At 47.5% G+C, this 21,311-nt stretch carries 14 protein-coding genes; 4 read left to right on the forward strand and 10 right to left on the reverse strand.

The window, feature by feature from the left end:
- Positions 1–47 precede the first annotated feature (47 nt).
- The gene (locus MKX46_RS13215) at positions 48–980 is read left to right on the forward strand and encodes a 1-phosphofructokinase family hexose kinase (protein WP_340886635.1); all 933 of its coding nucleotides are present in this window, start codon (positions 48–50) and stop codon (positions 978–980) included.
- Between the two features lie 258 nt (positions 981–1,238).
- On the opposite strand, the gene MKX46_RS13220 is transcribed toward MKX46_RS13215, so the two are convergent.
- From MKX46_RS13220 to MKX46_RS13235, 4 genes are all read right to left on the reverse strand, one after another.
- Positions 1,239–1,853, reverse strand: coding sequence for a LysE/ArgO family amino acid transporter (locus tag MKX46_RS13220; RefSeq protein WP_340933460.1), 615 nt, complete (start codon positions 1,851–1,853; stop codon positions 1,239–1,241).
- A gap of 74 nt (positions 1,854–1,927) precedes the next feature.
- A complete protein-coding gene (gene mobA / locus MKX46_RS13225) occupies positions 1,928–2,680 on the reverse strand; it encodes a molybdenum cofactor guanylyltransferase (protein ID WP_341071905.1) in 753 nt (250 codons plus the stop codon).
- Positions 2,681–2,824: 144 nt separating this feature from the next.
- A complete protein-coding gene (locus MKX46_RS13230; RefSeq protein WP_341071311.1) occupies positions 2,825–7,144 on the reverse strand; it encodes an S-layer homology domain-containing protein in 4,320 nt (1,439 codons plus the stop codon).
- Positions 7,128–8,897 carry a motility associated factor glycosyltransferase family protein gene (locus MKX46_RS13235; protein WP_341071312.1) on the reverse strand — a complete coding sequence of 590 codons (1,770 nt, stop codon included), beginning with the start codon at positions 8,895–8,897 and terminating at the stop codon, positions 7,128–7,130. The genes MKX46_RS13230 and MKX46_RS13235 overlap by 17 nt, the downstream gene beginning before the upstream one ends.
- A 604-nt stretch (positions 8,898–9,501) precedes the next feature.
- On the opposite strand from MKX46_RS13235, the gene MKX46_RS13240 reads away from it, so the two are divergent.
- Entirely contained in the window at positions 9,502–10,710 is a 1,209-nt protein-coding gene (locus MKX46_RS13240) for an MFS transporter (protein WP_340886637.1), read from the forward strand.
- 178 nt (positions 10,711–10,888) lie between these two features.
- On the opposite strand, the gene MKX46_RS13245 is transcribed toward MKX46_RS13240, so the two are convergent.
- Complete coding sequence (locus MKX46_RS13245; protein WP_340957132.1) at positions 10,889–12,607, reverse strand: glutamine--tRNA ligase/YqeY domain fusion protein; 1,719 nt, start codon at positions 12,605–12,607, stop codon at positions 10,889–10,891.
- A 168-nt stretch (positions 12,608–12,775) separates the two neighbouring features.
- Here MKX46_RS13245 and MKX46_RS13250 point away from each other — a divergent pair, with 168 nt between their 5' ends.
- Both MKX46_RS13250 and MKX46_RS13255 read left to right on the forward strand, forming a co-directional pair.
- Positions 12,776–13,501 carry a copper amine oxidase gene (locus MKX46_RS13250; RefSeq protein ID WP_069010030.1) on the forward strand — a complete coding sequence of 242 codons (726 nt, stop codon included), beginning with the start codon at positions 12,776–12,778 and terminating at the stop codon, positions 13,499–13,501.
- An 84-nt stretch (positions 13,502–13,585) separates the two neighbouring features.
- Positions 13,586–14,134, forward strand: coding sequence for a GNAT family N-acetyltransferase (locus MKX46_RS13255; RefSeq protein WP_029518539.1), 549 nt, complete (start codon positions 13,586–13,588; stop codon positions 14,132–14,134).
- 97 nt (positions 14,135–14,231) lie between these two features.
- On the opposite strand, the gene MKX46_RS13260 is transcribed toward MKX46_RS13255, so the two are convergent.
- From MKX46_RS13260 to MKX46_RS13280, 5 genes are all read right to left on the reverse strand, one after another.
- On the reverse strand, positions 14,232–14,726 hold the full coding sequence (locus MKX46_RS13260; protein WP_069010031.1) for a GNAT family N-acetyltransferase: 495 nt from the start codon (positions 14,724–14,726) through the stop codon (positions 14,232–14,234).
- Between the two features lie 104 nt (positions 14,727–14,830).
- Positions 14,831–16,081, reverse strand: a complete 1,251-nt coding sequence (locus tag MKX46_RS13265) for an MFS transporter (protein ID WP_165146112.1) — start codon at positions 16,079–16,081, stop codon at positions 14,831–14,833.
- A 46-nt stretch (positions 16,082–16,127) separates the two neighbouring features.
- Complete coding sequence (locus tag MKX46_RS13270; RefSeq protein WP_341040192.1) at positions 16,128–18,260, reverse strand: molybdopterin-containing oxidoreductase family protein; 2,133 nt, start codon at positions 18,258–18,260, stop codon at positions 16,128–16,130.
- A gap of 371 nt (positions 18,261–18,631) precedes the next feature.
- The gene (locus MKX46_RS13275; RefSeq protein WP_069010034.1) at positions 18,632–19,465 is read right to left on the reverse strand and encodes a formate/nitrite transporter family protein; all 834 of its coding nucleotides are present in this window, start codon (positions 19,463–19,465) and stop codon (positions 18,632–18,634) included.
- A gap of 387 nt (positions 19,466–19,852) precedes the next feature.
- Complete coding sequence (locus tag MKX46_RS13280; RefSeq protein WP_069010035.1) at positions 19,853–21,214, reverse strand: FAD-dependent oxidoreductase; 1,362 nt, start codon at positions 21,212–21,214, stop codon at positions 19,853–19,855.
- Between the last annotated feature and the right edge of the window lie 97 nt (positions 21,215–21,311).

The following is a 21,311-nucleotide window of genomic DNA, read 5'->3' on the forward strand; positions in this document are numbered from 1 at the left end:
ATGGCACCAAATGCTGCAAATTGCTGATCTTAAAGGAGTGATGCCTTGTGATTACCACCGTAACGCTTAACGCGGCTGTGGATAAAATCTACACAGTTGCAGGCTTCGGTTTGAATGCCGTCCACCGCATTGAAGGCGGCCTGACGGTACCGGGCGGCAAGGGCGTGAATGCCGCCCGCGTCATTCGCACACTAGGCGAGCCAGTACGAGCAACCGGGTTTGCTGCCGGACACACCGGACGGCTGCTCATTGACGGGTTGAGCGCGGAAGGCGTAAGCGCCGATTTCATTGAAACGGCACATGGGGAGACCCGTCTCGCCATTACCGTGCTCGACCCGTCCGCGCGCACGCAGACCGAGCTGATTGAGAGCGGACCGACCGTTGGGCCGCTTGAATTAGCCGCACTGCGGCGCAAAATCGAGACCCTTGCCGAGGATTCGGCTTGGGTCGTATTCTCCGGCAGCCTGCCACCCGGCTGCCCGCCCGATCTATACGCCGAGCTGTGCACGCTAGCGAAGGCGCGCGGCGCGCGGGTGGCGCTGGACGCGAGCGGTGAGGCGCTGCGCTTGGGGATGCGCGGAAAGCCCGACCTCGTGAAGCCTAACGAGGACGAGGCCGCCCACTTTGCGGGAATCGACGCAGCGCGCCCGGATGCCGCTGAAGCGGCGGCAGCGAAGCTGCTGGAAGCCGGAGCGCAGCTGGCCGTTATCTCGCTCGGCGCGCGCGGGGCGCTGGCGGTAACGCATGATGCGCGCTACCGCGTGAGCCTGCCAGACGCGGACATTGTCAGCGCGCTCGGCAGCGGTGACGCCATGGTCGCCGGGCTGGTCACCGGCGCAGCTACGGGGCTGGATCTCCCTGCCATGCTACGGCAGGGAGCGGCCTGCGGCACAGCGGCAGCTCTGCACGCCATGGCCGGGAAGATCGAGCTCCAGGACGTGAAGCGTCTGGAGCAAGGCATTACGGTGACGCTGTTGTAATTCAGCGTCACTTTTTTTATTTCATCTACACATTCGCTCATTTTCATACCACAAACACAGTTGTTCCGATTCCGAATGTTCTATATTCCAACTATGCGCTTTTCCGATTTACAATCCATCCAACCCTCGGGACGCCCGAATTGCAGGCGGTATAAATGGTGCAGGCTGTCTGGCCTTTATGCTATTTTTGATCGGTGTTCCCTTTGCTTTGAGCGGGGTGTTCGCCGTATTGAAGTTTTTCCTCTAACAAGGATTGGGTCACATACTGGTAATGAAATTTATCGCCATATAAATGGCCAAGCCTAAAATAATCAGTGCCGATATTTTGTTGAGCACAGTCCCAAACTTCCCTTCTGAATCCATACGTCCCACGAGACGCCCCGCCGTTGCCAGACCGATAAACCATATCCAAGATACGGACACGGCGGCTAGACCAAAGGCCCAGCGTTCCCCGCCGTCATATTGAAGGGAGCTGGTTCCAATTACGCCAACCGTGTCCAGTATGGCATGTGGATTCAATAGCGATACCGAAGCGGCAAAAATCATCTGTTGTTTCGGCCGCATCGCCTGACTTTCTCCCGAGGAAGCTGCCTTCGATCTCCATAAAGTCCAGGCCATATACAGCAGAAACAAACAGCCCGCCGCATAGAGTACGTTCGTGAGCCATAGAAATTGCTGCAAAATAAGAGATACGCCCCCAACCGCAAGCGTAATCAGGATTGTGTCACAGACACCCGCTGTTATGACAGCAGGCAATGCATTGCGAAACCGCGACTGGCACGCCCCTTGATTAAACACAAATACATTTTGTACCCCCAAAGGCAAAATCAAACCCAACGCCAATAAAACAGCATGGATAATAGCTTCCAGCATGTTATGTACTCCCCTCAAAACCATTACACTTCTTCTCTCTCATCTTTCGTTATTTCTTTCCGTTCTTGATGTGGTTATCGTTCTGGCTTTTCCATACTCTGTGCACGTTCGATACCTTTTTGTATACCCCTTAATTGCTCCACTGTAGTCTGATAATCTTGCGGGTAGTTCATATTAAACACAGCTTGCCGCCACATTTCTAAGCTCGCACCTGGCCAATCGCCCGCTGTCTCATAACGAACGTTCAATGAATCTAGCCAGTCGATCAGACGAAGACGGTCACTACGCAGACATTGCTCGGCAGACGGCAACACACTTTGATGATATACACCTAGCAGCGGATGTATACGTCCATCCACAGAGGCGATCACTGCCTGTAATGCTGGTTCTGCTGGCTGGGGCAATGAGCCTTTTCCTGTCAAGGTTGCATGATCCCCTTGTACTTGTTGTTTTCCTTGTTCACTGCTTGTCTCTTGCGCCGCTGTCCAGTTCGTTACGCGAGTAAGCAAAGCGCACAATATCTCTGGCTGCACGAAGGGCATATCGCAGGCAACGACAATGCCCCACTCTGTTCTGGAAGCAGAAAGTCCCGCATGAATGCCGCTCAAGGGGCCTAAGCCAGGATACAGGTCTTTTGTCGTTTCCAGATCAAGCTCCCTATACTGCTGCGTATCCCGAGTTACTACAATAACCCGTTTTGCTACCTGCCCTAGCACAGCTGCTATTCTCTCCAGTACCGTAACGCCTCCCAGCTGAAGCAGCGCCTTGTCCTGTCCCATTCTGTTAGAGCGTCCGCCTGCCACGATAATTCCAGTCACCTCCACCATCACCATCGCACCTCCTTTTTGCTAGACAAATTCTATCATTAAACACGGATACATCTAATAATATCATCTATCTAAAGTATAAAAAAATGGCGATCCACCTGGATCGCCAAAAAAGAGGGTGCCTATTCGTCTAGTTCATTACTTTTAATTCGTGAACTTAATAAGTTGCAAAAATCGTTTTATTATGGAAGTAGCCTCCGCCCGGGCCGCCTGCTGTTTGGGCGCAAGCAAGTCGGGAGAGACACCCTTAATTAAGCCTTGCTCCGTAGCATGCGCCATAGCATCTTGAGCCCAAGGAGAAACAGTGGATGCATCGCTGTAAATCTCTTTATATTTCTCATTAGTAGGATCAGCATTCAGTGTTTGAGCGTAATGTGCAGCCTTTTCGGTAATAACCACGATTTCTTCACGCGTAATTAATCTTTCTGGCCCAAATGACTGATTCCCGTAACCACGGATCAAACCAGCTTCCACCGCAGCTCCAACACTACCAGCATACCAGGCATTTTCTTTCACGTCTGTAAAGGGCTCTGTTAACGGCTTCTCCTGCATACCAAGCCCGCGCACAAGCATTGCCACAAATTCAGCTCTTGTCACCGCCCGATTCGGTTCAAAAATATCAGGCTGAACACCTTGGACAATCAGCTTGTTTGCCAGCATCTCCACATCTTTTTGCGCCCAATGATTTTCTAGATCCTTAAACTTTTTATCTGCTGAGACTACTGCATAAATGCTGTTATGATTTGATTTGATGATTGCCTCCAATTTCCCATCCACATTCTGAATCAACACGGGAACAGACGACAATACACCTGTCTTAGGATCGAACCAAACGGCCGCTATATGCTTAGGATCCACTTCACGATCGAGAATCAATTTCCGTTCTACGTAATGCCCGAAAAATTCAGTGATCTCTTGATCTCCAGCCATAAGCTTAAAATCAACCGGGTTTACCACAACATTCACTAAACCCGTGTCAGCAATAGCTTGTCGCACTTGTGCACCATTTTCGCCTGACAACGCTGAAATTTCGACGATCAGGTCGTCTTCAGGATATAATGAGACCAATTTGCCAACCAATTCAGCAGAAAGAGTGAACTGGGCTACTGCCGTGTGAATGCTAATCGGCACCTTTGTATTTTCTTTCTCATATTTCTTTAAAAAGTCAGAAGGTATACTCACTTTTGCTGCTTTGCTGTATTCCGAGGCATCAACTACCAGTTCTTTCTGGTCAACATTTGTAACATTCAGGGCTTGGCTGGCGTCTCCATCATTTAAATCGATAAACTGAATAGTACCGCCCTTACCTGATGCTGTCTTAGCGTCTGTTAATTTGGCACCAGTCTTTGTCTCCGTTTGTGAAGCCGCAGACGAAGTATCCTGAGCTGACGTTTCTTTATGCTTAGAACGATGTGAGCGCTCATCTCGTACGCGGAACGCCCATTCCTCTGGCGTATGCATCCCCGCATACGGATTCATCGCTATATCCGTAAGCGCTCCTGAGGTGATTTCAAGATAGTACGGCTTTCCTTCTTCCAACCCGCCTGATAGCTCAATGTACGCTATATTTTCCTCGCCTTTTAACGTAAAGTTCGATTTCCCTGCACCCGATATCCGAAGTTCGCGAACCACTGCCCCACCTGAGGCTTCGTGGAGCCTTACATAACCTTGGTTCCACTTCATGGGCTCATTAAACTCCAGCATAAAACCGGCATACTGGCCTACTCCACTGAGCTCTAACCCTTCCGGTGATCTCTTCTTTACCAGCTTCGGTGCGGTGGTGTCTGCTGTCCGAAAGCTCCACATATTCTCGTCCCAAATCGCATTTGTCCCCTGACCCGCACGGTCTACAAACATACCCGAGCTAACCTCTACATAATACTGGGTACTGTCTTCCAGTGGATGATCCAGTTCCATCCGCACATGCTGACCACTGATATGTACCGTGCCACCTACGACCGTACCTCCGCTCACGTTAATCCGACCTGCTTCACTTCCATCCTTCTGGTGCACCACCAGATGGCCTGTACCTAGCTGCACCTCTTCGCTGAATGCCATGCCCAACTCCGGTGCGAGCGTCCACACATTGCCGTGAGGGGACATATAGGTATAATAGGGCCTCTCATCTTGTACGCGGAACGTCCATTCCTCTCGAGTACGCGTACCCACATACGGATTCATCGCCAAGTCCGTCAATGCTCCCGAGGTGATTTCCAGATAGTACGACTTTCCTTCTTCTAGCCCACCTGACAGCAAGAATTCGGCTACATTGTCTTGTCCTTCTAACGTACTGTTTAAATTTCCTACGCCGGATACTCGCAGTTCACGAACCACTGCCCCACCTGAGGCTTCGTGGAGCCTTACATAGCCTTGGTTCCACTTCATCGGCTCATTGAACTCCAATATAAAGCCTGCATACTGGCCTGCACCACTGAGTTCCAAGCCTTCAGGCGTTCTTCTTTTCACCAGTTTCGGCGCGGTAGTGTCTGCTGTCCGAAAGCTCCACATATTCTCGTCCCAAATCGCATTTGTCCCCTGACCCGCACGGTCTACAAACATACCCGAGCTAACCTCTACATAATACTGGGTACTGTCTTCCAGTGGATGATCCAGTTCCATCCGCACATGCTGACCACTGATATGTACCGTGCCACCTACGACCGTACCTCCGCTCACGTTAATCCGACCTGCTTCACTTCCATCCTTCTGGTGCACCACCAGATGGCCTGTACCTAGCTGCACCTCTTCGCTGAATGCCATGCCCAACTCCGGTGCGAGCGTCCACACATTGCCGTGAGGGGACATATAGGTATAATAGGGCCTCTCATCTTGTACGCGGAACGTCCATTCCTCTCGAGTACGCGTACCCACATACGGATTCATCGCCAAGTCCGTCAATGCTCCCGAGGTGATTTCCAGATAGTACGACTTTCCTTCTTCTAGCCCACCTGACAGCAAGAATTCGGCTACATTGTCTTGTCCTTCTAACGTACTGTTTAAATTTCCTACGCCGGATACTCGCAGTTCACGAACCACTGCCCCACCTGAGGCTTCGTGGAGCCTTACATAACCTTGGTTCCACTTCATCGGCTCATTGAACTCCAATATAAAGCCTGCATACTGGCCTGCACCACTGAGTTCCAAGCCTTCAGGCGTTCTTCTCTTCACCAGTTTCGGCGCGGTAGTGTCTGCTGTCCGAAAGCTCCACATATTCTCGTCCCAAATCGCATTTGTCCCCTGACCCGCACGGTCTACAAACATACCCGAGCTAACCTCTACATAATACTGGGTACTGTCTTCCAGTGGATGATCCAGTTCCATCCGCACATGCTGACCACTGATATGTACCGTGCCACCTACGACCGTACCTCCGCTCACGTTAATCCGACCTGCTTCACTTCCATCCTTCTGGTGCACCACCAGATGGCCTGTACCTAGCTGCACCTCTTCACTGAAGCTCATATGCAGGTTCGGGGTGAGCGTTTGACCGCTCCCCTCTGGATACAGATGCGTATAACGTGGTTTCTCATCTCGTGTGCGGAACGTCCAGTCCTCCGAAGTATGCATCCCTACATATGGATTCATCGCCAAATCCGTTAGGGCTCCCGAAGTAATTTCCAGATAGTAAGACTTTCCTTCTTCCAGCCCACCCGAAAAGGAAAAGTAGGCTGTATTTTCCCAGACTGATAGGGATTTCCCCGTTCCCCACTGACCCGATATCGGTAACTCACGAACCACGGCTCCTCCCGAAGCTTCGTGCAGCCTTACGTAACCGTGCTCCCATCTCACTGGCTCATTAAACTCCAGCATAAAGTTCGCATCGTAGGGACTCACGCCGCTCATGTCCGGGCCCTCCGGTCCCTTCCTCACCAGCTTTGGTGCGATGGTATCTGCTGTCCGGAAGCTCCACGTGTTCTTATCCCAAATGGCATTTGTTCCCTGTCCAGCGCTATCTACAAACATTCCTGAGCTGACCTCTACATAATACTGGGCACTGTCCTCCAGTGGATGATCCAGTTTCATCACCACATTATGACCACTAAAGTGGATATCTCCCCCTGTGACCGTTCCCCCACTTATGTTTATTCTTCCCACTTCACTTCCATCTTCTTGATGCACCACCAGATGGCCTGCTCCCAGTTGCACCTCTTCACTGAATGCCATATACAGATTTTCATAAAAAGAAACGCCGCTTGCGTGAGGTGAAAGCCATGTATAGTATGGGGGCTCGTCCATTTGCGCCCGCATATAGACCGATGAAACCACGCTGGATGAAGAAGTGTCTTGTATGAATCCGTCCGACACTGATACATTCTCCATCGTATTACTTACGCTATCCGATGCAAATGCAGCTGAAATATATGGGTTCGCCAGGTTGAGTACCTGTGTTGTCAGTACACTTGCCTTAATCATTCGATTTACACGATTTTTACTTCTATTCTTATTTCTATTCTTCTTGCTCATATATGTGCTCCTTTTTATCTAGGTGTATGGAACGGTGAAATTCATGGATCTCATTCTTGATTTCCATATAATCCTGCTGGCATTTCCATATGAAATCCCCGAAGTACAGCAGAATTTGCTCCCCTCTGATTAGAGGATTCCTACTTTTCTGAATGGCGTCCATTTTACTGTACAAAAACTCATACCGCATACGATGGCGAGGCAGAACATATATTTTAAAAAAACAATTACCTAATAGTGAGGCAAATAAGTCATCAAACTGTCCAAAGGACGCGTTCAGCATATTGGCCTGCTTCAGACTGAGCTTATGTTTAATGCCGAGTAAAGCATGGTGAATCTGTTCCATAGTGGTTTGAAAAACCTCTTCGTCCCGCTGAAGCTCTTCAATGCGTGACCTCAGAAACAAGAGATCGTATTCCGAATTGTTGCTGGTTTGCAGCCACGCGTCGTCAATAACACTTTTTAACCGCGTCTGGATTACCTCTTCCAAGTTCTGAAAAGATGTTCCTTTGATAACAGCGCCTTCACGCGTTGTGTTTATAATTTCAGTTCCCTTCACTGTACTAATGTAAAACTCCATCTCTGTTTTCATTTTAATAAATGAATGTCGTGTAACCACCTGTTGGCCATGAACGCCCTGTACACGCGGCAAATCTGCACTAGCTGGAACACCTTGGGCATGAGTAATCCCCTCAGCATAATATTGTTCATCCCGATAAGCTAAATTTTGCCCCACCAACACAATAGGGTCTGCTTTCATCTCGATCAGACATTGGAGTGCAATGACCGCTACAGAAGGAGCATCGTTAATAATCGTTGGTTTATTTCCCTCAGGTGTCCGTAATACGTGCTTGGAGAGTTCATCCTGAGAGATAATGATATGCATAAGACGACCTGGATAATGATCAAGGGTGTGTTTACCGACCGTACTGCCGAAAATAAGTGGAATTGAATCAATTCGCTTGTCGATCACCTTTTGAATTACATTTACGTTATATTCGTTCGGGTCATAACTGAACGTGCCGTGCGGATAAATGTCATGCTCCACCAGCGTGTTCACTGCCGATCCTACTGTAAACAGATAAGCAAGATTGTTCTCACGAATATGTCGCAGGTGCTCAATTTCGTCGTTAAGCGAAGGGCCAGCAGATATTACTAAGACTGGCTTGTCCCTAATATGCTCTGAGCCCGCGTGTAGAAAATTCGAACTATGTAAAATATAAGGGAAATTATGAATACTGTTTAACGCCCATTTTTTTTCGTACACGCTATTGATAGCCATTTTGTCCTTCTTGTTTGAGACCATTTTGTACAATATTTCATTAAACTTCTTCAGTTCTGCAGCAAATAAGGAGCGATACGGGAGCCATGGAACAACTAGGACCCCAGATACACGGTCAATCAACCTATGCAGTATATTGATTGTTTCTCCAGTCATTCCTCCTACCATAACCTCTTCGATCATCTTATCAGCCAGCCAATCGTTTTCATCCAGATGCTGCAAAAAAATGTTCATCACACCAATGTCCGGCTCGACGATGGAGAAGCTGGCATTTGGGTGTCTACGCAGAAATTCACGAATATGATACCCAAGTCCTACACCAAAAAAGATCATGTGCGTTTGAGGTTTAACTTCGTTAAAACCTGAAACAAATAATTCTGCTTCCCGCCCAGGTTGCTCTGGATCATGCAAATAATATGATTTTCCCTCACGAGTCAGTACTACGTTGGACTTGTTGGTTTCAGAAGTCACCAACTCACCTCCTCCTCCTGCTTGAAGCAAAAGAAGCCGAGGAAATCGGTGGTACAAGGAATTGCCTCTACGATGCTGTAATGCCATTTTCCGTTCCTTTCCACCCGATATTTCATAAAACCAACTATACAGGCCAGTCGATTAAACCTATGTAGTTTCTCATGAAGCATAATATTCTGATTTTATGTAATATCTGCGACAAGTATTTTTATTCAGGAAAAAATAATCCTAAATTCTCCTGATTATGGATTAAGTATCGGTTATTCTATGTATAAACTTTAGGTCTTAAGAACCTATTTTATAAATAAAGATTTTGTAACTAACCAAGCATTTACTTGGACTAACCATATATAGTCTTAAATGCTGTAGTTCGTCTACATGTCGCCCCTTGGAACAACAAAAACAATAACTAGTAAAATAGCGAAATAATTTTTAAGTTTACTTAGACCAATATCAAATTAGTATCTTCTAATAATTATTACATAATTGTTAATTAATTGGTTTGTTAACCCTTTCAACACATGATACATTGGAATAAAGAACCTCCCCACAGATCGGCATCGATGCGTAGTTCTCTATCGGGCTAAGAAAGGAATGGCTTGTCTTGCAAAAGAGAGAAATTCAAGAGACTCCTCTATATTCCTTAAAACTGTATAATTTTTTTCTATATGGAGCTATGGTCATTTTCTCCAGCTTCTTCCCGTTGTATCTGCAAGATATCGGCATGGACAAGCTGGAGATCGGGAGTCTGATGGCCATCGGGCCTTTTGTATCCGTATTTGCGAACCCTTTTTGGGGCTATACAAGCGACCGGAGCCGTAACCTCCGACGTATTCTGCTATTTATGATTATAGGTACCTTGTTATTGCTGCAAGCTTTATTTCATGTCCATACGTATATCATGATTTATGTGTCGATGATTGGTTTTTATTTTTTCCAAAGCCCTTTATTTGCGCAAAGCAACAGCCTGATTCTCAGCTATATTGAGGGCACAGACCGGAAATTTGGTGCATTCCGTATATGGGGCTCTTTCGGTTGGGCAGTGACAGCAGCAGTTGCCGGCATCGTTATTGACCAAACGGGGATATCCAGCATATCCACCATCTTTACGGTACTTCTTCTGGCTGCATTGATCTGCACCTTGTCGATCCCACCACTAAAAAGCTCTGTGGAGACAGCAACTATTCATTTGCGTGGCTTTGGCAGCGTTTTAATGAACGGATACTTTATATCCTTTATTTTATTGGGCATCCTTGTATCCATCCCAAATTCGATCAACAGCGCCTTTATGTCCCTGTACATCACCGAGCTGGGTGGGTCCAAACAGATGCTTGGTTTTGCTGTTTTTATGTCATCGGTATTCGAAATTATTGTATTTTTGCTGTTTGATCGCTTCTTGAAGAAAAAGATGACCGTGATGGTAGGTTGTTTGGCACTCGTCAGTTTGCTGTTTGCCTTACGGTGGGAACTGATGGCTCTGGCCACAGACCCGATTCAGATCGTGTTTATTCAGGCACTTCATTGCGTCACCTTCGGTGGATACTTCTATGTAGGCACCCAGTTGACCGTCCTATTTACCCCTGCAGCATACCGATCATCCGGACAGGCCGTATATACCTTGACCTGGAGTGGTATATCCGGTATCGTAGCAGGTTTTGCGGGAGGTTGGCTATTCCAGAACTTTGGTGGAGAAATGATGTACCATGCAGGGGTCTTTTTCGCCCTACTTGGCTCTGCGGGATTTTCCATTATGTGGTACATGCTGTACAAGAACGGTTATCAGCCAGGACTGCCAGCGGGCACAAACGAATAGAAAGTGCCCCTTAACAACACTAGAGGAATGAGGTATCCCCTCTTCCCTTCTGGCTTGTTAGCAAGTATCGCCAAATGTATAAAGAGCGTGCATGCGTAAAATAAAGGAGTCTGCCAACGGCAGACTCCTTTTCAACTGGTCGCACGAAGCTACCATCTCTCCCACGCTTTCCAACAGCCTATTGCTTAGGCAATTGGAAAGAGCTCTTCAACGATACAACACGGTTAAATACAGGCTGACCCGGTTTGGAAAGCTTCGGATCGACACTGAAATAACCATGTCGGAAAAATTGGAACTTGTCCTGTGATTGAGCTTCTTTCATGTTCGGCTCGACATAGCCATGAGCAATTTCCAATGAGTTCGGATTCAATTGGTCAAGGAATGTTTTTTCTGATGCATCCTCTTCAATCTCATCCGTGTCCTCTGCGTTAATCAAAGGCTCATACAAACGGAATTCGGCAGGAACCGCTTGAGTAGCCTCTACCCAGTGAATCGTGCCTTTCACTTTACGTCCCGTAAAGCCTGATCCGCTCTTGGTTTCTACATCATAGGTACAGTGGATTTCCGTTACATTTCCGTCTGCGTCCTTAATCACATCGTTGCATTTAATGAAGTAAGCATGCTTGAGACGTACTTCATTACCAGGGAACAAACGGAAGTATTTGCTCGGCGGATTCTCCATGAAGTCCTCACGCTCGATATAAATTTCCCGGGAAAACGGAATTTGGCGTGTACCGAGTTCCGGATTTTCCGTATTATTTTCCGCCTCCAGCATTTCAACTTGTCCTTCAGGATAGTTTGTGATAACCACCTTCAACGGATCTATGACTGCCATGGTGCGAGGTGCCTTAAGCTTCAAATCCTCACGTACAAAATGCTCCAGCACCTGCAAATCAATGACTCCGTAGGCTTTGGAAATACCTGTCTCATATACGAAGCTGCGGATGGCCTCCGGTGTATAGCCGCGACGACGTAAACCGGAAATCGTCGGCATACGAGGATCATCCCAACCATCTACGTGCTTTTCATCGACCAGAAGCTTGAGCTTACGTTTGCTGGTTACGGTTTGAGCCAGGTTCAGCCGTCCAAATTCGTATTGGTGCGGTACCTTTTCCATTTCACATTCAGCTACAACCCAATCATACAGCGGGCGCTGATCTTCGAATTCCAGCGAACAGAGCGAGTGCGTTACTCCCTCAATCGCATCTTCCAGCGGATGAGCATAGGAGTACATTGGATAGATACACCATGTGTCGCCTGTATTGTGATGTGCTGTGTGTGAAATACGGTAAATAATCGGATCACGTAAATTAATGTTTCCCGAAGCCATATCAATTTTGGCACGCAGCACCTTTTCACCATTTTGGTATTTGCCTGCACGCATCTCTTCAAACAGCTTCAGATTATCTTCCACACTGCGATCCCGATAAGGACTATTTTGCCCCGGTTCGGTCAGTGTGCCACGAGTTTCACGGATTTGGTCCGCGCTTTGATCATCCACATAAGCTTTACCCTTTTGGATCAGCAGGATGGCACGCTTGTACATTTCTTCGAAATAATTGGAGGCAAAATGTTTTTCCTCCCATTCATAACCGAGCCACTTCACGTCCTCCTGAATGGAGTTCACGTATTCCGTGTCTTCCTTCGCCGGATTGGTGTCGTCAAAACGCAGATTGGTGCGTCCTCCGAATTCATCTCCCAACGAGAAATTGATCCAGATAGCTTTGGCATGTCCAATATGCAAATATCCGTTAGGTTCAGGCGGAAATCGTGTAACAACCTCCTTTACCTTACCCGTACGTAGATCCTCTTCAATAACATTTTTAATAAAATTGGGGGGAGTGATCGGCTTCTCCACGCTAATCAACCTTTCTTCCGTATAATCTGTGTAAAACATGTTCCCTTAAATATACCCTTTCACACCGCATAACTCAATAAAATGAAAATCCTTATGCTCTCTTCAGCAAAAAAAGTGACAAGTTATGAAAAAGAGTTAACATTTTCGGCAAATAAATTCGTTATAGTGTATATATCTTTTATTTTGCCCGGAAAAGGAGACCCACCCGTGTTTAAGCTGCTCATTGTGATCCTGCTGTCTATGCTTTTGTCCTCTTCCGTCATGACTTCCGGCCATCCTTCACCGGACCCGGTGAACGGAACTGTACAATCTCGTCCACTAGCCAGCGCTTCAGAAGACTCATCCGTCCGCTTATATGCTGTTAGTCCGTCACAGGGATTATTCCATTCAGCTGTATTGGAAATCGGCCAACAACGCCACACATTCCGATGGTCGGGCTCGGCAGATATCTCCACCGCACCACAATTATATTATAGGGATGTGAATGGGGATGGTGTGCGTGAAGCCGTCGTGGTCCTCACGCGTGCCTCGGGAACGGGTGTCGAATTGCAGGAGTTGCATATTGTTAACGCACGGACGATGGAAGAATATGCAGTCGAATCGGCAGCAGATGCTGTGTCCCAGCGCGTTCACAGCTCAGTGGAGCCACGTGACCACAACCGCCAGGTTCATATTGCTGTCACGATTGACGGTGTCACACACACGATGGACCCTAAAGCATCAGTATTTTACGATGATCCAGCCCAATTTACAAAGCATCTCGATTTTAGCTCTGTCGTAATGTATGATGCCGAACAGCTTCCTCTGCAAGCCACTGTATCTGGCAGTGTATCCCCAACCGAATTTGTAGGGGATTTGGATCTGAGATATGTATACGAGCATGAACGGTTCCGGGTGGGACCTATTGAATTTGAAGCTTCCTCTCCCTTTTGACGACTCTCGCAGAATAAGGTAGCATGGGATTAAATGCTAGACTGGCTGGTTTAGCGATTTTCCGAGTGAAAGAGGGGATCAATCATGTTTACATATGCGTTGGACGAACGCACAGTCCTTCGGCCGCTCACCAAGGAGCATGTGCAGCCTCTGTTTGAGCTGATCGAAATGTCCCGTGACCGCCTGCGTCAATGGCTTCCATGGGTAGACTCTACCACGGAAATCAGCCACACAGAGCAGTTCGTGCAGGGCGCCTTGAAACAAGCCGCAGAGAACGGTAGTCTGACCGCCGGAATTTGGATAGACAACGAGCTTGCTGGCATCATCAGCTACCATGAGATCAATTGGACTCACCGCTCCGTTAGCATCGGATACTGGCTTGGACACGGGTACGAAGGACAAGGTCTAATGACCAGCGCCTGCCGCGTATTCGTTGAATATGCTTTGATGGAGCTGGACTTGCATCGGGTCGAAATCCGCTCTGCAACGACGAACCGCCGTAGCCGCGGTATTCCGGAACGTTTGGGCTTTGTGCTCGAAGGCATTGTACGCGAAGCGGAATTGCTGCCCGACGGCTACATGAACCACGCAGTGTACGGTATGCTCCAAAATGAATGGAAGCAACTTCGGTAATATTGTATTGTACAACAACGCCGCAGACCTGAGCAGGTCTGCGGCGTTGTTGGTTTAGGCCGGGCATACAACCGAATTGCTGTCTGTAGCCTCCCGCCTATTTTAAGAAATAGGCCATTAACACATCATCTACGAATTGGCCTGCTATGTAAAACTCCTCATGCAAACGTCCTTCAATCGCGAAACCACTTTTTTCATAAAACATAAGGGCTTCCGTGTTGCATGAGAGTACACGCAAACTCAACTTACGTATGCCCTCCGCAGCTGCAATATCCTTCATGGAGTTCATGAGTGCCGTCCCAATGCCTTTGCGATGATAAGCTGGATGTACAGCTATATTTATTTCGAGTACATGACAATTACTAGCCAACAGCGTTGGAGGACGAAATCCAATATACCCGCAGAGTACTTCCTGTTCGATGGCGACCAGTTGAGAGCCTGGAGGCGTATTACGCAGAAACTCCCCGCGCGACTTCCAGGACAGCGAGGCGGGAGCCGTGCGTTCATTCCATACCAATTCATCCAGCGCAATCAGATCAGGAGCATCCTTCATCTCCGAATGACGTATCGTCAAGAGTTGACTTGTAAACAATTCCTTTCAATCCTTCCTGTGAAGGCTTTCCTGAAGCAATAACTACAATCATCCGTCACTTATTGTACCATAATTACAGCATAATACTGCATTTTTATTAGGACTTAAGAACTGGGAACATCCGCCTTGGACGTCATAGTATTCAAAGTATCCGAATGATGCCGGTAACGGTTCAACCAGCTATGCAGGACGAAAAACAGGATCGACAACACCGCTACGCCTGATGCCAGCCAAAGTGTAGGCGGTAACCCACCACCATCATACAACTTCCCCATAATATAAGGCCCCATTACCCGTCCGGCTGCGCCAATGCCCCCCACAAGCCCAATGTAAAAGGGTGCACCCCGACCTCCATGATCAGACAGGAATGCTGGAACCGCAGGTGCAATCAGCATTTCTCCCAGGGTCGCCAGAACCATAGCGAATATCATTCCAGTATAGTTCTGTGTGCCCAGCATGACAATATAAGCCGCCAAATAAAATCCTCCGGCCCATGTCATTTGCGCTGAAGCGTGATGAGCGTACAGTCGTTTTATCCAAAAAATAATGGGTTGTGCGGCAAAAATAAGGATACCATTCAGTGTCCATAGTAACCCATACATCGTTTTAGGCAAGCCCTGCTCAATAATATGGGGAGACACTCCTGTATTCCAGATCGAATTGCCGAACCATAAAAAAAGTGAGCCTAACCCCACAAAGAGATACAATCTGGTATCACGAAACAGCAAACGAGCTGGGATTTCCTCTCTTTTCTTCACAGACTTGCTGAGCTGTACTTCTCCCTCTTCCCGATCCACCCTGCTTAGATAAGACCAGAAGAATCCGGCAAATACCGCAGAAGTCACTCCGTTCATCACAAAGCTGAGCTGATAGGAGAGGTCAGCCAGAACGCCACTCAATCCCGTACCCACTGCAACCCCAATATTGTTAGCGACATAAATAATATTAAACAGCTCTCCGCGACGGTCAGCGAAACGAAAACCTACAAACGCCTGAATCGCAGGTACAGATACGACATTAAAAAAGCCGATAAAGCCCATCATGATGACAAACGCTACCCAATGACCGCTGGTAAATGGAAGCGCGAGAAGTCCCAGCGCGTTCATCGCGAGTGAGCCAACAATCAGCTTCTTGGCTCCAATACGGTGATAGAGGGCTCCGCCCAACACTTGACCAAAAATTCCGCCCAGAGACTGCACTAAAATCGCAATTCCTGCATCTCCCATACTACGGTTTAGCTCGTCAAACACATACATGCTAACCAACGGCCACATCAGGGAACTTCCAGCAGAATTAATCAGGCTGGCAATGAGAAACACTTTCACTTCTTTCGGATAAGACTCCAACCATTTCATATCTTTTGTTTCTCCTTTTGCATCTGACGCCATAAAAGGCATAATCTCATTGGCGCTTCACATTCACCACCGTTGAGAAGAAAGTAGCCCCCTGTCCCATATCCGACAGCCGATCAGAGGTTAACACATTGACACGCTGTCTGCGTCCTTTGCCTTCCCACCATAATCCCTGACTAATCACTGTACCGGGCAGCATCAGATCGGTGACTTTGGCTTTCAGCTCATACGTCCCCCGATCATTCCATACGGTAACCGGCTCCCCGTCCGCGATGCCTCTTGTCTGAGCATCCTCCGGGTGAATTTGTAGCAAGGGCTCCCGCTCCAGTCGCTGATGCTTGGGCAAGTTAGCGAAAGTAGAATTCAGAAAATTATGGTTTGGCGGTGAAATAAACATTAATGGATACCGCTCGTCCGCTTGCGGTCGGTGCTCTCCGTCGTACCCTTCAATCAGCGGCACATAAGAAGGCATCGCGGGCAGACCTGCTTGTTTCATTTTTTCCGAATATAGCTCAATCTTGCCTGAAGGCGTGGTTAAACGATCCAAATAAGTGGCCTTTGGCGTCATATCAAGCTTTACAAAAGGTGACTTCTTTAAGGCTTCCAAGGTCACACCGTTGAGATAAGGGTTCGTTGGATTATCAAGCGCGCCTGCGATCATCTCCTCTTCACTTTCCGTAAAGGCAGCTTCATCAAAGCCCATTGCCCGTCCGAGCAGGCTAAACAGCTCATAATTGCTTTTGCTTTCCCCAAGCGGATCAATGACGGGCTGCTGCATTTGGATATAGTGGTGCCAGTACGATTTGTATAGATCTGTTCCTTCAAAAGAAGACGCGGCAGGCAGCACAATATCTGCATAGCGGGCCGTATCGGTTAGGAATAGGTCATGAACGACTGTGAACAAATCCTCTCGTTCAAATCCTTTAGTCACCCGTTCCGAATCGGGGGCTACAACTACCGGATTACTGCAATATACGAATAACGCCTTAATCGGCTGTTCCTTCTGTAGCAGCGCTTCTCCGATCCGGTTCATGTTAATCATCCGGGCATCCGGGTTCTGTCGCAGATCAGGACGCTCCAGATGGGCGCTGTTAATCTTGGCATAAGCGCCGTTGGAGCGTGACGCTCCCCCGCCGTGCTTCAGCCATTGTCCAGTGAGCGCAGGCAAGCATGTAACCGCACGTACGTTCATACCGCCATTATCATGATGCTGAAGCCCATTACCGATATTGATATACGCTGCTCTCGCAGTTCCGTACATTTCCGCCAAACGGATAATATCCGCTTCCGGCACGCCGGTAATCCGCGAAACCCGCTCTGGTGTATAGGTCTTAACATGCTCGCGCAGTTCCTCATGACCTACTGTGTAGCGATGTAAAAATTCGTCGTCCGTCAGTCCTTGAGCGAACAGTACATTCATAACACCCAGCGCGAGCGCTGTATCCGTCCCCGGATATAACGGAATGAACCAGTCCCCCCATTGCGCCGTCCGGTTACGATGAACGTCAATAACGACCACCTTAGCACCTTTTTTACGTGCTTTCTCAGCCAAAACGACCTGATGCATGTTGGTGCTAATGACATTACCACCCCACACAATAATGAGGTCTGCATCCTCCGTGTCCTCCGGGCTGGTGCCGCCCTTAAAACCCATAACGGACGCCCAGCCTTCATTCCCAGCCACGCTGCAAATCGTCTGATCCAGTTGGCTTGAACCCAGCGCATTAAAAAATCGGCGATCCATTCCATCCACACTCAATACGCCCATATTGCCATAAAAGCTGTAGGGGAGAATAGATTCCGGTCCGTCCGTACGGATCAGCTCCTTGAACCGACCTGTAATGGTATTGACCGCCTCCTCCCAGCTAATTCGTTCAAACTTCCCTTCTCCTTTGGGGCCTATACGCTTCAACGGATAGAGCACCCGATCAGGATCATATACCCGCTCCGTCATATTGCGAACTTTGTTACAAATAGCCCCTTTGGTAATGGGATGATCTGGGTTTCCAGTCACCTTGATTATCTTTCCTTTTTCCTTGTGAAGCAGGAGCCCACACGTATCCGGGCAATCTAACGGGCATACAGCCGGAAAAATACCGTCCTGCTGCTCCGTCATCCGCTGTCCCCCTTGTAAGTCTTGTTGAAGCGTGGCCTCACGAGGCGCGCTATTGCGATGATCCATAGTGTTGATGCTCCTTTCCGTTACCGTTTCCAAAAATTACACTGATCTTATCATATCCACAGCTTTGGCCGATGGCAAGAGAAGGATCTTCCCACACAGCCGCTCTCCAAAATATTAAAAAAATCCGTCTGCTGCATAGAGCAAAACGGATTTTTTAAGAATTATAATTTTTTTCAACATCCTGTTTCATCATATCTTACTGAGGGTAAAAAAGATCAAGGCATCATGGACGAGAGCACACTCATCCTCCATGCCAAATCATGGACCACTCCCAAAAAAATCCGCCATGACAGGTTTCGTTCCCCCGGGCCTGTCATGGCGGATTTGCTTTGTTCATTGCTGTTTAAAGTACCGTGATTAGGTAGGATCAATCAACGGATTGGATGTGCAACCGAAGAAGTAGTTGGAGATTCATTCACTGGATGTGCGTTGGCTTGAGGCTTTTTCAGATAGGCCAACCAGTAGGCTCCAGCCACAAACAGGCTACCTCCTACCAAATTCCCCAGCCAGACCGGAATGAAGTTCATAACATAATCTGCCCATGAAAAGTGGCCTGCAAAAATAGCCGCCGGAATGAGAAACATATTGGCAACAACGTGCTGAAATCCAATAGCCACAAAGGCCATGGTCGGGAACCAAATCCCCATAATTTTGCCGCCAATGGAGTCTGTGCTATATGCCAACCATACAGCCAGTGCTACGAGCCAATTACATCCTATACCCGATATAAAAGACTGCAAAAAGCTTTCGTGTAGCTTATGTCCTGCCATATCCACCACTTTGTCCAGATAAGGGCCCGTTTCTGTTAAACCCAGCACATGCCCAAAGAAAAATGCAACGAATAACGCACCTGCAAAATTACTGAGCGTAATAATCGCCAAATTACGAAACATGACTCCTGTCTTAATCCGTCCTGCCCATCTCGCCAAAGGGACCGCCATCATATTGCCGGTCAGCAATTCTCCGCCTGCGATCAAAACTAATACCAGACCAATAGGGAACACCGCAGCTCCAATAAAGGTGGCAATGCTTCCCCATTCTTTAGGCGCACTTGCAATAACACGTATATCCAGCAAAAACCCGAGTGCAATAAATGCACCTGCCAAAAACCCCAGTACCACCGCCACAGTCCACGGGTTGTTCGCCTTGGCCACTCCTGTTTCCACCGTCTTTTCAGCAATTTGCCCCGGTTTATAGCTCGCCATATATCCCCGCTCCTTTAATATCTATTCACTAAAATATTCTTCTTTCATATTTTATTTAAAATCAGTGATTAAGTTTGTGAAAAAAATCACTTTCGTAACTATAAAAAAAACAGCCCCTGAAAAAAGGACTGTTTTTCTGTATTATTACATCTACTGCGCTACTACGCGCTTTACATTTAATTGTATTCTTCCTTTTCAACTGCTCTTAAGAACCAAAGAACTCCACCAAGGCCTACCATGGCCACGACTACAAGAAAAAGGATATAAAACAAACCCATAAGTTACTTCCCCCCTGATCCTTATGCTACTCTATATTGTACTATAAGGATTCATCCGTACGCCTCAGATTGTTGACAAACTTATGAACAATGTCACAGACAAATCTAATTATACAGTAACTGGGTTCCGTTCAGATATTGTAGGCAATGCTTGTAAACCTGCCGCGTTCAAGAAATTCCAAGGCTTGTTATAGTGCGGCTGGAAGAAGAAATCGACAAAGGCCAACTGGTCAATGGTCATATGGTTTTGAATGGCTACGGATAGCGTGTTAATGGATTGCGTCAAATCCACCTTCGACATAATTTGAGCACCCAGAATTCTCCGCGTCCCCTGTTCATATACCACTTTCAGTAACACTTTTTCGGAGGTTGGCATAAATTCAGGTCGGTAGCTGTCCTCAATGGTTACAGCTTCTACAGTCATGCCTTCATCTGTTGCCGCAGCTTCCGTCATGCCTGTTCCTGCGATATTGTCTTCGTAAATTTTGATACCCGAAGTTCCTTGGGTTCCCATGTAGGCAATGGTTGGTTGCACCAGATTACGTGCCACCAGCGTACCCATACGAACTGCGTTGGTTGCCAAAGGGATATAAGCCGTTTTGCCGGTCGGATTATAGCGAATTGCACAACTGTCGCCTGCTGCAAACACGTCCGGGCAACTACTTTGCATATAGTTATCCACAATGATCGCACCGTTAGGCAACATATCTACCTGACCTTTGAGCAGATCCGTTTGAGGTCGGAAACCGATGCAGAGAATAACAAGCTCTGTTTCATATTCTCCTTTAGAGGTCACGACTTTACTTACCTTACCGTTCGTACCCTCAAAACGACTCACCGTCTCGCCAAGTACCAGCTTAATGCCATGTTCCTTCAGGGAACTTTCAATCCGGTCTGTATACTCATGGTCCAAATACTTATTCAATATACGATCAGCACTGTCGATCAGCGTTACATTTTTACCATTCATTTGGAAAGCTTCTACCAATTCAACACCAATGTATCCAGCTCCCACGACTGTAATGTTCTGTACGTGCTGGGCTTTCTCAATGATATCATTGGAATGATTATAGTTTTTACAGAGCAAAATATGATCAAGTTCAATGCCTTCCAGCTTTGGAATAATGGGCCATGATCCCGTGGTCACAATTAGTTTATCAAATGTGTCTGTAAATTCTTCACCTGTTTGGAGATTACGGGCATGCAGCGACTTGCCAGCCGTATCCACACTCGTTACCTCATGAAGCATCTTGGTCACTACACCCAAGTCAGACAGTTGATCTGGAGACGAATAAAACAGGCCGTGCGGATCTTTGACGACACCACCTACGTACAGCGCAATACCACAAGATAAAAATGAAATATTATCATTACGCTCGTAAACGGTAATTTCTGCATCTGGATAACATTTAGCTGTGTTAACGATAGCTGCTGTGCCTGCGTGTGTACATCCGATAACTGCTACTTTCATGTTGAATTCCTCCTTGGTGTGTGGGCATAAACTGTATAATAATTGTGAATAGTTTCACGTAAACAGCTCGTTAGTGTTTGTGATTTATTTCACTTCA

The sequence above is a fragment of the Paenibacillus sp. FSL P4-0113 genome, assembly GCF_038009305.1.
Classification (GTDB): Bacteria; Bacillota; Bacilli; order Paenibacillales; family Paenibacillaceae; genus Paenibacillus; species Paenibacillus polymyxa_D.